The sequence below is a fragment of the Neobacillus kokaensis genome (assembly GCF_014656545.1).
GTDB classification, from domain to species: domain Bacteria; phylum Bacillota; class Bacilli; order Bacillales; family Cytobacillaceae; genus Neobacillus; species Neobacillus kokaensis.
The window spans coordinates 107,491-123,041 of the sequence record NZ_BNDS01000010.1 but is presented as its reverse complement, the minus strand read 5'-3'; the positions used below and the strand labels follow the sequence as shown (position 1 = coordinate 123,041).

The window sequence follows — 15,551 nt, the reverse complement described above, 5'->3', positions numbered from 1 at the left end:
GATAAAAAGGAATTTTTGAAAAGATGTGATGAACCATGATACAGCAAAACCAAAAATCATCGATTACAAATGAGCAAATACGTATTTGGGAACAAGAGATATTGGAAAGCGGGACAATAAAAAATGAAAGCCTACTCATTACTGCGATTAGCCAGGAAAAGAATCCAGTCTTTTTATCCAATCTATTAACACTTGCCGCCCGTTCAAGAATTAATCGAAATAAAGAGGATTCTCTGGCGTTAATTTGGCTTGATAAAGCAGTGAAGCTTAATCCGGATAATCAAAATGCGAAAGAAATCATGATTCATTCGGATTGGAGAAAGTTACAAAACCTGCTTTCCCCGCTTTCATTTCCTTCCATCAGAGAAACCGATAATCGTACAGCCAAAAAGAAAGTGGCCGAAGAATACATCCAAATTTGTCAGGGATTTTTAGCGAATGCCGAAGATGATCTTCATGCTATAAAAGAAAAAGTAGATCTTATCTCACCGACAATGGATCAAGAGCTATTTAAAAAACTCCAACAGCTTCACGATTTGCTTAGCAATATAATTGGAGAAACAGGGAAGTTATTGAAGGCTGCCGAGGAATATGAGCAGTCTATTATCGGTGTCTTTCATACGGCAGTGTACTATGAGAATCTAAAACACCATTTGTCTCGAATAGGCGCAACAAAGCAGGCATGGGAGCAGCTTTTTATTGAACCTGAAGCATCCGTTACAGCTGCTGATAAAACCGCCTTAGAAATGATGAACGAGATGATTGGCATGGAATCCGTTAAAAGACGGGTAAATGATTTTTATCAATTTCTAAAATACCAAAAGAAACGTAAAGAATTAGGTTTTACCATAAAAGATGAACTCAGTCTGAATATGATCTTAACCGGCAATCCTGGTACCGGGAAAACAACGCTTGCCCGTTTAATGGCGAAAATCTATCATGAACTTGGTGTGCTGCCGCGTGAAAAGGTGTTCGAAACAAACCGTTCTCAGCTTGTTGGTGCCTTTGTCGGCCAAACAGAGGAAAACGTAAGAGCAATTGTTGAACGCTCTCTCGGCGGCGTCCTGTTTATTGATGAGGCCTATAGTTTAAAGCGCGAGGGACAAACGGGAAATGACTATGGACAAACAGCAATTGACACACTTGTTGCATTGATGACTAGTAATGAATATAGCGGAAAGTTCGCAGTATTTTTAGCTGGCTACCCTGAAGAAATGCGAACCTTTTTACACGCAAATCCGGGGCTTCGGAGCCGTTTTCCGCAGTCAAACTTTATCCATTTGCCTGATTATACAAATGATGAGTTAATTGAAATTGGGGAAAAAGTGGCCCATGCGAATGATTATTATTTAACTGATGATGCGATGGCTGAACTAAGACACCGTCTCGACCACGAGCGTGTTGATGACACATTTGGAAATGCACGTACGGTAAGCAATCTTGTGTTAGACGCTATTTTTAAAAAAGGGTCGGAAAATGAAGGCAGTCAAGAGCTTGTAGATTATATGATCTTAAAAAAAGAAGATTTTAGTTTGGAGAAGCACGAAGCGCTGGATTCGCCGATTGAGCAGCTTAACGGTTTAATCGGACTTGAGTCTTTAAAAGCGGAACTTATGTCATTGTACTCATTTGTAAAAATGCAGCATTTTAGACGCAGCAACGGCTTGCCTGCTGTGCCAATTCAGCTCCATTCTGTGTTCACTGGGAATCCGGGCACTGGAAAAACAACCGTTGCAAAACTTTACGCCGAGTTGTTAAAAGAATGCGGTATGTTAAAAAGAGGGCATCTGGTTGTCACAAGCAGAGCTGACTTTGTCGCTGGTTATGTAGGGCAAACAGCTGGTAAAACAAAGAAAAAAATCAGAGAAGCCCTCGGCGGCGTGCTATTTATTGATGAAGCCTATTCGCTTCTCGGGGCTGCTGCTGGAGATTTTGGCAAAGAAGTGATTGACACCCTTGTCGATGAAATGACGAAGCATAATGAAAATCTTGTGGTAGTTCTAGCTGGTTATCCGAATGAGATGGATAAGCTGCTTGAAAGCAACCCAGGTCTCCGCTCGAGGTTTAAAAAGTTCTTTTTCTTTCCAGATTATTCATCTGAGGAATTGCTTAAGATCATGGTGTCTTATGCTTCAAGCTATCAATATAAAATAACAGATGACGCAAAGAATTTACTGCTTAATACAATGGTAAAAGAGTGCTTCAATGGCAACGGCAGGTTTGCTGTAAATTTGGTCGATGCCATAATTCAAGCCCAGGCAGCTCGATTAATGGATGGACAAGCCAATTTCGAAGAAAGCAAACTTTTTGAACAAGCATTTATTTTAGAAGCAGCAGATGTCAGGGCAGCTTTTAGTAAATTTTAATAGAAAAAGGGGAACTGGTTCAATGGAAGAATTTTTTGTTTCAACGAGAGAGATTCAGCTTTACTATGCGGATACAGATATGATGGGTGTCATATATCATGCCAATTATTTAAAGTATTTCGAGTTAGGCAGGACTGCCCTTATTGAAGATATTGGGTATAGTTATGTAGCAATGGAAGAAGCGGGTTATTTCGCGCCCGTTTACGATGTTCAAGTAACATATAAGAAGGCATTGCGCTACGGAGATCAGGCTTTCGTAAAAACTTGGGTGGCGCATAATGATGGTATTAAAACGGTTTATGGTTATACAATCATCAATGGTAACGAGGAAGTGTGTGCTGAGGGAACGACTACTCATATTATCGTTAAGAGAGATAACTTTAAACCAACCTCGTTTAAAAAAGCGTTCCCTGAGTGGTTCTTAAAATACGAAAATATCAAGAAAAAATAGATCTAGAAACAAGGGGTGACAAGGTTGGCGTTTGGCATTAAAAAACGGGATGTAAAGGAATGGAAAAGAAAAATTGACCGTGGTGAAATCGCCTTTTTAACCCATTACTGGCTCGATGACCGCTTTCCGGGGTGTAAAACGGTTACGAAAGTCGGCTGCAATGATCTTGAGAAATTAGCTGCATGGGGCCGGAAATATGGTCTTATGAAAGAGTGGATTCATCATCGGAAGGATGGCTACTCTCACTTTGACTTACTTGGTGAGCGGCAAAGAGAGGTTTTACAGCAGGAAGGTTTACTTGAATATATTTGGTGACAGGTTGTGATTAAATGTTTAAAATGACGGAAGCGGCTTACATGGTTATAAAAAAGGCAATGGAAGCAGAGAAGAAGTCAAATGATGAAGTCTTGTTTTTACGTCTTAGCATGGGTGTCGGTTGAGGCGGTCCAAAACTAAATCTGTCTCTGGAAGAGCGGAAAATCCAAGGTGATCTCTCCTTTGAATTTGATGACATCACAGTTCTAATCCACGAAAAAGACTTTGTATATTTTGATCATACGAAGCTTGATTATGTGGAAGATGTTATGGGGAAAAGGAAATTTCAATTACTGACCATATAAAACGGGGCCTTCCAAATGGAAAGCTCCGTTTTTTTATGATAATTCTTCAAGAAATTCAATTAATTCATCGAAATTGTTTGTCACCTTAACTGCCGTTTTTCCGACTGCATCACACAATACAAACTCAATGATAAATTCATTAGGGTCATTACAATCATTCACAAATGTCGAAAATAAGTAATCCTGTGATATCGCTTTCATTATGAACCCTCCAAATGTAAGGCATCTTATTAATCTAATTGTAAAATAAAATATACGAATGGAATGGAAGGATTATGAATTTTTTGTGAAATATAAAAAGCTGTAACATGTTGCTACAGCCATTTAATCTTTGGTTCTGTTTTATTCATAATTCGTTTAATATTTGTACGGTGGCGGTAAATAACAAACGTAGCCATGAGGGTAATTACAACCAAAAGCGGAGGATCCCATACGCCAATAATACCTGAAACCAAAACATAAAGAACACCGACGATTCCAGCAATCATAGAAGATAATGAAACATACTTAGATATGTATAAACCTATAAAAAATGCCAGCACCAGCGTAATAAATAATAACGGTTCGTAACATAAAATGACCCCGCCAGATGTTGCTACTGCTTTGCCGCCGCGAAACCCGGCAAAAATAGGATAAGTATGACCAATAACAGCCAAAACTCCCGCTAGTAATGGATGCATATCAACCGCTAATAGTGCCGGTAAGGCAGTTGCCAGCGTTCCTTTTAAAATATCTGCGATTGTTACTACTAATCCGGCTTTGATACCTAATGTGCGAAAAGTATTTGTGCCCCCTAAATTTCCGCTCCCATGTTCCCGAATATCAGTCTTATAAAAAACCTTCCCTATAATTAAACCTGAAGGAATGGAGCCAAGTAAATAAGCAAGAACTAAGATAATTAAAATTTGAACCATTGCAAATACTCCTTTAAAAAAAGATCAAGCTATTTTATTTTACACCATGAAATAAGGAAAATCACCATATGATTTTTCTTTTCGTTTTTGGATTATAGAAATTTTGTATGTTTAGAGGCAAATTTATTACAAATGTATGGAGAATTTTCAAACCATTTGTTAAATCGTTCCACACTTTATATCCTCGGTCTTATTATTAGGCTAAAATAAAGGCAAAAGCTGGTCAATTCTATTAAAAATGATGAGACCCGATCATGAGGTGATTTATATGAACATCCAAAATGAAATTGATTATCGTGCATTGGCGGAAAAGTATGAGGAAGTTAACCGATTGCTAGAGCAACGAATTCAAGAGGAAATAGAGAAGAATCGAGAGAAGGAAAAAATGCTAATTCAGCATGCAAGGCTGGCGGCAATGGGAGAAATGATGTCCTGTATCAGCCACCAATGGCGCCAGCCTTTAAACGGGTTATTGCTTTTAGTAGAGGATGTAAGAGATGCTTTGGAATTCGGGGAAATCAATGAATCTTATATAGACCGGTTTACACGAGAAAGTATAATTATTATTAAGCATATGTCGCAGACGATAAACGACTTCCGTAAATTTTACAAACCAAACTTCGAAAAAAACTCCTTTTCTGTCGGGGATGCTATTGAGGAAGCGCTGTCAATTTTTTCACAAAGCCTGAAAAATCACGGAATTGCCGTTGAGTTTGAAAATAGGGGACAGCAGATTGCATATGGTTATCCAAATGAATTCAGCCAAGTTGTACTCAATATTTTAGCAAATGCCCGTGACGCGTTTGTCTTGAAAGAGATATCCAATCGGAAAATCACCATTAAAATCAAAGAAACAAAAGACTTTATTAATGCGGAATTTACAGATAATGCTGGTGGAATTGAACCTGCATTGATTGATAAGGTGTTTGATGTACACTTTACGACAAAGCCTCATGGTTCTGGATTAGGATTATATATGACCAAGATGATTTTGGAAAAAATGAATGGCAGTGTATCTATAAAAAATCAAGCCGGAGGAGCATGTTTCAGTCTTTCCGTGCCGAGGGTCTTGCAGTCCCCAAGCGATTTAGTTGAGTAATTTTCATGGATTCAGGTAATATATAGTAAAAAAGACTATTAGGAGTTGGAATCTATGACAATTGAAAATCCAAGCCGCGAGGAAATTAAAGATATTTTAAAAAAAGCCAAAAGGATTGCTGTTGTTGGGTTAAGCAGCAACCCCGAAAGAACTTCTTACCAAGTTTCTGCTGCGATGCAAAAAGCCGGCTATGACATTATCCCAGTAAACCCAACCATCGAAGAAGCACTAGGTGCAAAAGCTGTTGCTTCTTTGAAGGATATTGAGGGCCATATTGATATTGTCAATGTATTTCGCCGCTCTGAACAGCTGTTCGATGTTGCGAAAGAATTTGCCGAGATTGATGCCGATGTATTTTGGGCTCAGCAGGGGCTCATTAATGAACAGGCGTATCAATTCTTAAAAGAAAAGGGATTTACAGTGATCATGGACCGCTGTATTAAAGTGGAACATGCGATAACAAGGGCAATATAATTTTTCAAAAAGCTGCCAAAAAATGTGGCAGTTTTTTTCATTTTTAAATGAAAAATACCTAAAAAATGCAGTGATTTCAACCCTAATTTTAATTATGTATTTGCCAAATCTAAATAAATCGCTAAAATAAAGCATAGACTCGTTTGTAAGATATGATAAAATAAAATAGGCAAACATTCGTTCTGGGAGGAATAAAGATACATCTGGCGAATGATAAATGAAGCAGTATTTTTATAGGTTATAGGTTTTGCGTGGTGTATGAAAGGGGAATTTAAGTGGCAAGAAATCAGCAAGCTTTTGAATATAATGATGATGCCATTCAGGTACTTGAGGGGCTTGAGGCCGTTAGAAAGCGTCCTGGTATGTACATTGGCAGCACCGATTCACGGGGTCTTCACCATCTCGTCTATGAGATTGTCGATAACTCCGTCGATGAAGCGCTTGCAGGATATGGTGATCAAATCATTGTTAAAATACACAAAGATAACTCGATCAGCGTCATTGATAAGGGACGCGGCATGCCTGTGGGGATGCATAAATTAGGTAAACCGACAACAGAAGTGATTCTTACTGTTCTCCATGCCGGAGGAAAATTCGGTCAAGGCGGCTATAAGACAAGCGGAGGGCTGCATGGAGTAGGTGCTTCGGTAGTGAATGCATTGTCAGAATGGCTGACCGTCACGATAAAAAGGGATGGATTTATTTACGAACAGCGCTTTGAAAATGGCGGTAAGCCGGCAACCACACTTGAAAAAATCGGAAAAACCAACCAAACGGGAACCACAATTCATTTTAAGCCTGATCCGGCCATTTTCTCGACCACGACATATAATTTTGAAACACTATGTGAACGGCTCCGGGAATCAGCCTTCTTGTTAAAAGGTTTAAAAATTGAAATTATTGACGTACGGAACGATTTTCATGAAGTATTTCATTATGAAAATGGGATTGAGGCATTCGTTGAGTATTTAAATGAGGAAAAAGACGTTCTTCATCCTGTTGTTAGCTTTGAAGGCACGCAAAATAATATTGAAGTTGAATTTGCTTTCCAATTTAATGACGGCTATTCAGAAAATGTCTTATCATTTGTAAACAATGTCCGAACAAAAGATGGCGGTACACATGAAGCAGGCTCAAAAACAGCAATGACCCGGGCATTTAACGATTATGCCCGCAAGGTTGGTCTGTTGAAAGAGAAGGATAAAAATTTGGATGGCTCAGATATTCGTGAAGGATTGTCCGCAATTGTTTCTGTTCGCATTCCAGAAGAACTGCTCCAATTTGAGGGGCAAACAAAAGGAAAATTAGGGACAAGTGAAGCAAGATCTGCTGTAGATGGAGTTGTCTCTGAACATCTTTCTTACTTTTTAGAAGAGAATCCGGATGTTAGCTCTTTGTTGATTAAAAAATCAATCAAAGCCTATCAAGCAAGGGAAGCTGCAAGGAAGGCCCGGGAGGATGCCCGAAGTGGAAAGAAACGGAAACGTTCAGAAGCCTCACTTTCTGGCAAACTAACGCCTGCACAATCTCGTAACCCGCAAAAAAATGAGCTTTACTTGGTTGAGGGTGACTCTGCGGGAGGGTCAGCAAAACAAGGCCGCGACCGCCGTTTCCAAGCTGTTTTACCGCTTAGAGGTAAAGTTATCAATACAGAAAAGGCCAAGCTGTCCGATATTTTTAAAAATGAGGAAATTAATACGATTATCCATGCGATCGGTGCTGGTGTCGGTTCCGATTTTTCGATAGAGGATATTAATTATGACAAGGTAATAATCATGACCGATGCGGATACGGACGGCGCCCATATTCAAGTACTGTTACTTACATTCTTTTACCGCTATATGAAGCCGCTAGTAGAAGCAGGAAAAGTATTTATCGCCCTGCCGCCGCTTTATAAAGTAAGCCGCGGAACCGGTAAAAAAGAGGTCATTGAATATGCCTGGAATGAAGATGAACTACAGGGAGCTATTAAAAAGGTTGGAAGAGGTTATATCATCCAGCGCTACAAAGGTCTTGGGGAGATGAATGCCGACCAGCTTTGGGAAACGACAATGGATCCGGAAACACGTACGCTCATCCGCGTTAAAATTGACGACGCCGCACGCGCCGAGCGCCGGGTAACAACACTTATGGGGGACAAAGTAGAACCGCGACGTAAGTGGATTGAAAGCAATGTTGCCTTTGGCTTAGAAGAAGATGATACGATATTAGAAAATGAAAATATTACTGTTTCTGAAGGAGGTTATGAAGGATGAGTGTGCCAGAAAAATTTCGTGACCTCCCTTTAGAAGATGTTCTTGGCGACCGATTTGGCCGCTATAGTAAATATATTATTCAAGAACGTGCCCTGCCAGATGCCCGAGATGGATTGAAGCCGGTACAGCGTCGAATTTTGTATGCGATGCATGTGGAAGGCAATACACATGAAAAAGGGTTTCGAAAAGCCGCAAAAACGGTTGGTAATGTTATTGGTAACTACCACCCGCATGGTGATTCTTCCGTATATGAGGCAATGGTGCGGATGAGCCAGGACTGGAAGGTTCGTAATGTGTTAGTGGAAATGCACGGAAATAACGGGTCCGTGGATGGCGATCCGCCAGCAGCAATGCGTTATACCGAGGCGAGACTTTCAGCCATTGCTGCAGAACTGTTGCGAGATATAGAAAAACAAACCGTTGATTTCATCCCAAACTTTGATGATACTTCAAAGGAACCTACTGTCCTTCCGGCGATGTTCCCGAACCTTCTCGTCAATGGTTCTACAGGGATTTCTGCAGGTTACGCGACGGACATTCCCCCCCACCACCTAGGTGAGGTCATCGACGGTGTCATCATGAAGATGGATCAACCGGATTTATCAGTTGATGAATTGATGACCGTTATTAAAGGACCTGATTTTCCAACGGGCGGTATCATTCAAGGAATTGACGGGATTAAAAAGGCCTATGAAACCGGTAAGGGAAAAATTATTGTCCGAGGGAAGGCTGAGATTGAGGACATTCGCGGCGGCAAGCAGCAGATTGTCATTTCAGAAATTCCCTACGAGGTCAATAAAGCGAATCTCGTGAAAAAAATGGATGAATTCCGATTGGACCGAAAAGTCGAAGGGATCTCCGAGGTACGTGATGAAACGGACCGCACAGGACTTCGCATTGTCGTTGAATTGAAAAAAGATGCAGATGCCGCTGGGGTTTTAAATTTTTTATATAAGACCAGTGACTTGCAGGTAACCTACAATTTTAACATGGTTGCGATTCATAACAAGCGCCCGAAGCAGATGGGACTCCGCGAACTGCTTGATGCCTATATTGCGCATCAGAAAGAAGTTGTGACAAGAAGGACACAGTTCGATCTCCAAAAGGCAAAGGAACGCCAGCATATTGTGGAAGGCCTCATGAAGGCACTATCTATACTGGATGAAGTCATTGCCACGATCCGTGCGTCAAAGGATAAGCGAGATGCTAAGGACAATTTAATTGCTAAATTTGAATTTACCGAAGCACAGGCGGAAGCAATTGTTTCGTTACAGCTATATCGTTTAACAAATACTGACATCACCGCGTTAAGAAATGAAGCTGAGGAATTAGCAAAGAAGATTGCGGAGTTAACCAGCATTTTAGAAAGCGAGAAAAAGCTTCACTCTGTAATTAAAAAAGAATTGAGAGACGTGAAAAAGCGCTTTGCAGATGACCGTCGTTCAAAAATTGAAGCAGAAATTGAAGAAATCAAGATTAATCTTGAAGTTATGGTAGCCAGTGAGGATGTTATTGTTACGGTCACAAAAGAAGGCTATGTAAAACGGACAAGCCAGCGTTCATATGCTGCCTCAAATGGCCAGGACTTTGCGATGAAGGAGTCCGACCGTTTATTAGCACAGCTTGATATGAATACACAGGATGTATTACTGTTATTTACTAACAAAGGCAATTACTTATATTGCCCGGTTCACGAGCTGCCGGATATCCGCTGGAAGGACCTTGGTCAGCATGTTGCCAACATAATTCCAATTGATCGTGATGAGGATATTGTCAAGGCGATACCGGTTAAGGATTTTGAAACGGATGCCTTCCTCGTGTTTGCCACAAAAAATGGCATGGTGAAGAAAACAGAATTGAAACAATACAAAGCACAGCGCTATTCCAAGCCGCTGGTTGGCATTAATCTAAAGGATGAGGACCAGGTTGTTGATGTCCATCAAACGGATGGGTCTAAAGAAATATTCTTGGTAACTCACTTAGGTTACTCCCTTTGGTTTAATGAAGATGAAATCAGTATTATTGGTGTTCGAGCTGCAGGTGTTAAAGGAATAAATTTAAAAGACGATGACTATGTGGTTGGGGCACAGCTTATATCTCCTGCTGGCAGCAACTCAGAATCAATTGTGATTGCCACGCAGCGCGGTGCATTGAAACGGATGAAATTAACGGAATTCGAAAAGTCAACTCGTGCAAAACGGGGTGTTGTTATCCTTCGCGAGTTAAAAGCAAACCCACATCGGATTGTTGGTTTTGCCGCTGCGGGGGAGCAGGATGAGGTATTCATCCAAACCGAAAAAGGTCATATTGAAATGGTTAAAACAGGTGAAGTTCATTTCAGCGACCGTTATTCCAACGGCTCCTTTATTATTGATGAAGCAGAAAGCGGAAAAGTAAGGGAACTTTGGAAGGTAGAAGCAAAGGAAACATCAAGTGAATAAGAAATGAGGACTCTCTAAAAATTAGAGAGTCTTTTTTTCATCTTTTTTCCATAATTGGACATACTAGCATGTATCAGTTTTTTTATGGGGAGGATTAAAATGAAGAAGGAAACATTCTTAGCATTTGTGGGTTTTTTCCTATTATCTCTGACAACTGTCGTATATGCAGTCGAAGAAAAAGCAAAAACCGTTACCATTTCTGAACAGAAAGCAGATATTACCGGAGACACGGAACTGGAAACTATTCTTTTAAAAGGGGTTCCCTATCAAGAGGAAGAGGATTTTTTAAAGGAAATTTTTATTGAAATTAAGGCATCAAATGGAAAAAAATATACGTTTCCATTGGAAAGCGGTGCAAAAGCTTCCTTTCAATTAGTTGATTTAAACCATGATGGTGTGAGGGATGTATTGGCAACTGTGCAAACTGGCGGAAGCGGAGGGATTGTCCTTAGCTTTTTACATTCGTTGAAAAATTTTGTCCACACCGACTTAACCGTGCCTGACCCGGTAGAAATGGAAAGCCGTTTCGTAAATGACTACAAGGCAGAGATCAAAATTAAGGAAACCGGTAAGACCTATCCTTTCGATTTGAAGGATCGGAAGCTATATTATAAAAAGCTTGGGCTTTATTATAAAGGGAAATTGAATGAACCAACAGAGCTAATGGTTAATTCGTATTCCAGTTTAAAACCGGTAGAGCTTGGGGAAGGGAAACTTGGTTTAAAGGGAGTGCAGCGAATAGCAGGAATTGCTAATGCTGATACGATTTGCTTTGTAGAATCTACTTGGAGATATTTAAATGGAAAGTGGAATTTACTTGAAGTTAAGGTGAAAAAAGAAGCTAACTAGCCTAAATTAAAAAAACACAGGTACTCCTGTGTTTTTTTGTTTTAAGTATTTAAAAAACTTTAACTTTATTGACATTAAATTTGACCGAATTACACTCAGAGAAATATAATTAGCGAATAATTTAGTGAATTGCCTACTAAAGTACAGAAGCAGTTTCTGTATTAAATTAGGAAGGGAGTGAAAAGCAATGAAAAAATTAGTTGAATTTCTAAAACCATTTCAAGTGCCGATTTATTTGGTTTTAATTTTGATTTTGCTGCAGTCATTGGCTGAACTTTATTTACCAACATTAATGGCCGACATTGTCGATAAAGGGGTTGTCACCGGTGATACACAGTATATTTGGAAAATTGGCGGCTTCATGCTGCTTGTTGCCGCCGGGGGAGTGATTTGTTCGGTCACGGCCAGCTTTTTCTCGGCAAAAGCGGCCTCTGGATTTGGCAAACTTTTACGCAGCAAAATTTTCTCTCATGTTGGAGATTTTTCCTTACATGAGTTTGATCAATTTGGCACTGCTTCATTAATAACCAGAACCACGAACGATATTACACAAGTACAGCAAGTCTTAATTATGATGCTGCGGATGATGGTCATGGCACCGATGATGTGTATCGGCGGGATCATCATGGCGTTGTCAAAAGATACAAAACTAACATTAGTACTAGCGGTGTCTATTCCGGTACTGATTATTATTATTTTAATCGTCCAAAAAAAAGCCATTCCACTATTTAAAGCGATGCAGGTAAAACTTGATAAGCTTAATCGTGTTTTACGAGAAAATTTGATAGGAATTCGTGTTATACGTTCCTTTAACCGGATTGACCATGAGAAGAAGCGATTTGATGAAGCCAACTGGGACTTAACGCAAACGGCAATCAAAGTGAATAAAATTATGGCAGCGATGATGCCGACGATGATGATTATTTTAAACCTAACCACTGTTGCGATTATTTGGTTCGGCAGCATCCGTATCAGCAACGGCCATATGGAAGTCGGTGACATGATGGCATTTATTCAATATGCGATGCAAATCATGTTCTCCTTCCTAATGCTTGCAATGATGTTTGTGATGATTCCAAGAGCAGCTGTTTCCGCAGGCAGGATTGTTGAAGTGCTCGACACTATTGCTGATATAAAAAATTCAGAAAAGCCAATTGAGCCAGCAACGATACGTGGTGAAGTAGAATTCCAAAATGTCAGCTTCAGCTATCCTGGCGCTGAAATGCAGGCGATTTCCGATATATCTTTTAAAATGATCCCCGGTGATGTTACCGCGATTATTGGCGGTACCGGTTCAGGTAAATCGACGCTTATAAATTTGATCCCACGCTTTTACGATGTTGATCACGGTAAAGTGCTGGTTGATGGGATTGATGTCCGGGAAATGACGCAGGAAAGCTTGCGGCAAAAAATTGGGTTCGTCCCGCAGCAGGCGGTTCTTTTTACTGGGACGATAGGAGAAAACATCCTCTACGGCAAAGAAAATGCTACAGAAGAAGAAATCCGCTACGCAGCCGAAATTGCCCAGGCGGCGGATTTTATAGCAGAAATGCCGAAGGGCTATAATACAGAGATCGCCCAAGGGGGAACAAATGTTTCGGGTGGGCAAAAACAGCGCCTTTCGATTGCGCGTGCTCTAGTAAGAAAACCGGAAATCTATGTTTTTGATGATAGTTTTTCCGCTCTGGACTTTAAAACGGATGCCAAGCTGCGGGCCGCTTTAAAAGAAGAAACCGGGAATGCCACGGTATTAATTGTTGCTCAGCGCGTCAGTACGATTATGGATGCGGACCAAATTATTGTCCTTGATAACGGTAAAATAGCCGGTAAAGGCACACATAAACAGTTAATGGAAACATGTAACGTTTACCGTGAAATTGTGATGTCGCAGCTGTCCGAGGAGGAAATCGCATGAGCCAAGAAACTAAAAATCAAAATACGGAACATCGCTCTCCAGGACGGGGACCAGGGTTCGGACCGCACGGAATGGGCATGCCAGTCCAAAAAGCAAAGGACTTCAAAGGCACGCTGAAGCGATTAATCACTTATTTAAAACCATATAAAGGACAGCTGCTAGCGGTGTTTATCACCGCCATCATCAGTACCGTGTTTTCAATCGTCAGCCCGAAAATTATGGGAAAAGCAACAACCAAACTTTTTGAAGGACTGATGATGAAGATAAATCAGGTACCTGGTGCGAAAATTGATTTTGTCTATATCGGGAATATTATTCTGCTGCTGATCGGTCTTTATCTTCTTAGTGCCGCCTTTGCCTATGTACAGCAGTACATCATGGCAGGTGTAGCGCAAAAAACGGTTTATAATCTACGGAAAGAGGTTGAAGAAAAACTCAACCGGCTGCCGTTAAAATATTTTGATGCCAAGACGCATGGAGAGATTCTAAGCCGTGCAGTCAATGATGTGGATAACATTAGCACCACCCTGCAGCAAAGTTTAACGCAGTTGATTACATCTGTTATCACATTAATCGGTGTCATTGTTATGATGTTATCTATTAGTCCGCTCATGACGTTAATTGTAGTCGTCACTTTACCACTCAGCTTTGTTGCAACAGCCAGTATTGCCAAGAAATCGCAACGGTATTTTAAAGGCCAGCAAAAAGCACTTGGCCAGTTAAATGGTCATGTCGAGGAAATGTATACCGGCCATAAAATCATTAAGGTATTTGGCCGCGAAAAGAAATCAATGGAAGAATTTGAAGTGATTAACGAAAAGTTATACAACGCCGGCTGGAAGGCGCAATTTGTTTCGGGGATGATTATGCCGATTATGTCGTTCATTAACAATATAGGTTATGTGCTTGTTTCAGTTGCCGGCGGGATTCTTGTAACGAAAAAGGCAATTGAAATTGGCGATATCCAGGCTTTCATTCAGTATGCGCGGCAATTTTCTCAGCCAATTACGCAAACAGCGCAAATCGCAAATGTGATTCAGTCGACAATTGCCAGTGCAGAGCGAGTATTTGAAATCCTTGATGAGAGTGAAGAGGTTGCGGAAACTGCATCACCTAAAGTGATTACTGCGCCAAAAGGTGATGTGGAATTTAAGCATGTATCCTTCGGTTATAAAGAAAACGACCTGTTAATTGAAGATATGAATATTTCCGTCAAGCCTGGTCAAAAGATTGCGATTGTCGGACCAACTGGTGCAGGAAAAACCACTTTGATCAATTTATTAATGCGTTTTTACGAAATTAATTCTGGTCAAATTTTAATCGATGGAATGGATACAAGAGAAATGAGAAGAGCGGACCTACGCAGTTTGTTTGGGATGGTGCTGCAGGATACATGGCTCTTTAATAGTACTATTCAAGATAATATCGCCTATGGCCGTGAAGGTGCAACAGAAGAAGAAATTATTGCGGCGGCTCAGGCGGCAAATGCTGATCACTTTATTCGGACACTCCCTGACGGCTATGATACCGTATTAAATGAAGAAGCATCTAATATTTCTCAAGGACAAAAGCAGCTGTTAACCATTGCCAGGGCGATTCTTGCCAATCCGCCGATGTTAATCCTTGATGAAGCAACCAGCAGTGTTGATACACGGACGGAAGTACAAATTCAAAAGGCGATGGACCATTTGATGCATGGCCGCACAAGCTTTGTCATCGCCCACAGGTTATCGACCATCCGTGATGCCGATCTTATTTTAGTCATGAACCATGGAAAGGTCATAGAAAAAGGAAATCACCAAGAACTACTAAATCAAGGCGGTTTCTATGCTGATTTATATAATAGCCAGTTTACAGGCGGCGGGATAAAAAATGTTGGGTAAATAGATCTTATTATGCTTAGAGAAGTTACATGCTCTCTAAGCTTTTTTAATTGAATTTTTACGAACATAACTAACAAAAGTGAATATTTGTTTTAGAATAAATTATGTTGATTTAACCCGTGTAAGATTGGAAGGCAGTTGAACAGGAAGAATATTCTGCCCGAGTGAGTTGGGGGGAAAGTAGTAAAACGGAAAGAATGACGCTTTGATTCTTCCAGTGAAGCCGATAGATAGGCGGCTAACAGTAAAAATGAATGCTTGAATTTGCCCGTCCAAGAAGGGAA

Annotated in this window: 13 protein-coding genes; 10 read left to right on the top strand and 3 right to left on the bottom strand. The window is 40.5% G+C overall.

Annotated features, from left to right (window positions below; genetic code table 11):
- The first annotated feature begins 35 nt into the window (after positions 1-35).
- From IE222_RS13240 to IE222_RS13230, 3 genes are read left to right on the top strand one after another with little or no spacing between them, the layout of a single operon-like run.
- Positions 36-2,366: an AAA family ATPase gene (locus IE222_RS13240; protein WP_191273546.1), complete on the top strand. Its 2,331-nt coding sequence runs from the start codon at positions 36-38 to the stop codon at positions 2,364-2,366.
- Positions 2,367-2,388: 22 nt separating this feature from the next.
- Positions 2,389-2,817, top strand: a complete 429-nt coding sequence (locus tag IE222_RS13235) for an acyl-CoA thioesterase (protein ID WP_191273544.1) — start codon at positions 2,389-2,391, stop codon at positions 2,815-2,817.
- 24 nt (positions 2,818-2,841) lie between these two features.
- Positions 2,842-3,132 (top strand): hypothetical protein, encoded by a 291-nt coding sequence (locus IE222_RS13230; RefSeq protein WP_191273542.1) that lies wholly within the window; start codon positions 2,842-2,844, stop codon positions 3,130-3,132.
- A gap of 338 nt (positions 3,133-3,470) precedes the next feature.
- Here IE222_RS13230 and IE222_RS13225 read toward each other — a convergent pair whose 3' ends face one another.
- Positions 3,471-3,638, bottom strand: a complete 168-nt coding sequence (locus IE222_RS13225; protein ID WP_191273540.1) for a hypothetical protein — start codon at positions 3,636-3,638, stop codon at positions 3,471-3,473.
- Positions 3,639-3,751: 113 nt separating this feature from the next.
- Positions 3,752-4,351 (bottom strand): glycerol-3-phosphate 1-O-acyltransferase PlsY, encoded by a 600-nt coding sequence (gene plsY, locus IE222_RS13220; protein WP_191273538.1) that lies wholly within the window; start codon positions 4,349-4,351, stop codon positions 3,752-3,754.
- A gap of 268 nt (positions 4,352-4,619) precedes the next feature.
- On the opposite strand from plsY, the gene IE222_RS13215 reads away from it, so the two are divergent.
- The 7 genes from IE222_RS13215 (at position 4,620) to IE222_RS13185 (ending at position 15,267) form a co-directional block, all read left to right on the top strand.
- Positions 4,620-5,450: a sensor histidine kinase gene (locus tag IE222_RS13215; protein ID WP_191273536.1), complete on the top strand. Its 831-nt coding sequence runs from the start codon at positions 4,620-4,622 to the stop codon at positions 5,448-5,450.
- A gap of 54 nt (positions 5,451-5,504) precedes the next feature.
- Positions 5,505-5,924 (top strand): CoA-binding protein, encoded by a 420-nt coding sequence (locus IE222_RS13210; protein ID WP_191273534.1) that lies wholly within the window; start codon positions 5,505-5,507, stop codon positions 5,922-5,924.
- A 275-nt stretch (positions 5,925-6,199) separates the two neighbouring features.
- Positions 6,200-8,179, top strand: coding sequence for a DNA topoisomerase IV subunit B (gene parE / locus IE222_RS13205; RefSeq protein WP_191273532.1), 1,980 nt, complete (start codon positions 6,200-6,202; stop codon positions 8,177-8,179).
- The gene (gene parC / locus IE222_RS13200) at positions 8,176-10,620 is read left to right on the top strand and encodes a DNA topoisomerase IV subunit A (protein WP_191273530.1); all 2,445 of its coding nucleotides are present in this window, start codon (positions 8,176-8,178) and stop codon (positions 10,618-10,620) included. Before parE ends, parC begins: the two co-directional genes overlap by 4 nt.
- 99 nt (positions 10,621-10,719) lie before the next feature.
- Positions 10,720-11,469 carry a YybI family spore inner coat protein gene (locus IE222_RS13195; RefSeq protein WP_191273528.1) on the top strand — a complete coding sequence of 250 codons (750 nt, stop codon included), beginning with the start codon at positions 10,720-10,722 and terminating at the stop codon, positions 11,467-11,469.
- Between the two features lie 187 nt (positions 11,470-11,656).
- Positions 11,657-13,384 carry an ABC transporter ATP-binding protein gene (locus IE222_RS13190; RefSeq protein WP_191273526.1) on the top strand — a complete coding sequence of 576 codons (1,728 nt, stop codon included), beginning with the start codon at positions 11,657-11,659 and terminating at the stop codon, positions 13,382-13,384.
- Positions 13,381-15,267, top strand: a complete 1,887-nt coding sequence (locus IE222_RS13185) for an ABC transporter ATP-binding protein (protein WP_191273524.1) — start codon at positions 13,381-13,383, stop codon at positions 15,265-15,267. Before IE222_RS13190 ends, IE222_RS13185 begins: the two co-directional genes overlap by 4 nt.
- Before the next feature lie 102 nt (positions 15,268-15,369).
- Here the strand turns inward: IE222_RS13185 and IE222_RS26390 are convergent.
- On the bottom strand, positions 15,370-15,551 hold a 182-nt coding region (locus IE222_RS26390; protein ID WP_223282694.1), incomplete at its 5' end, for a hypothetical protein.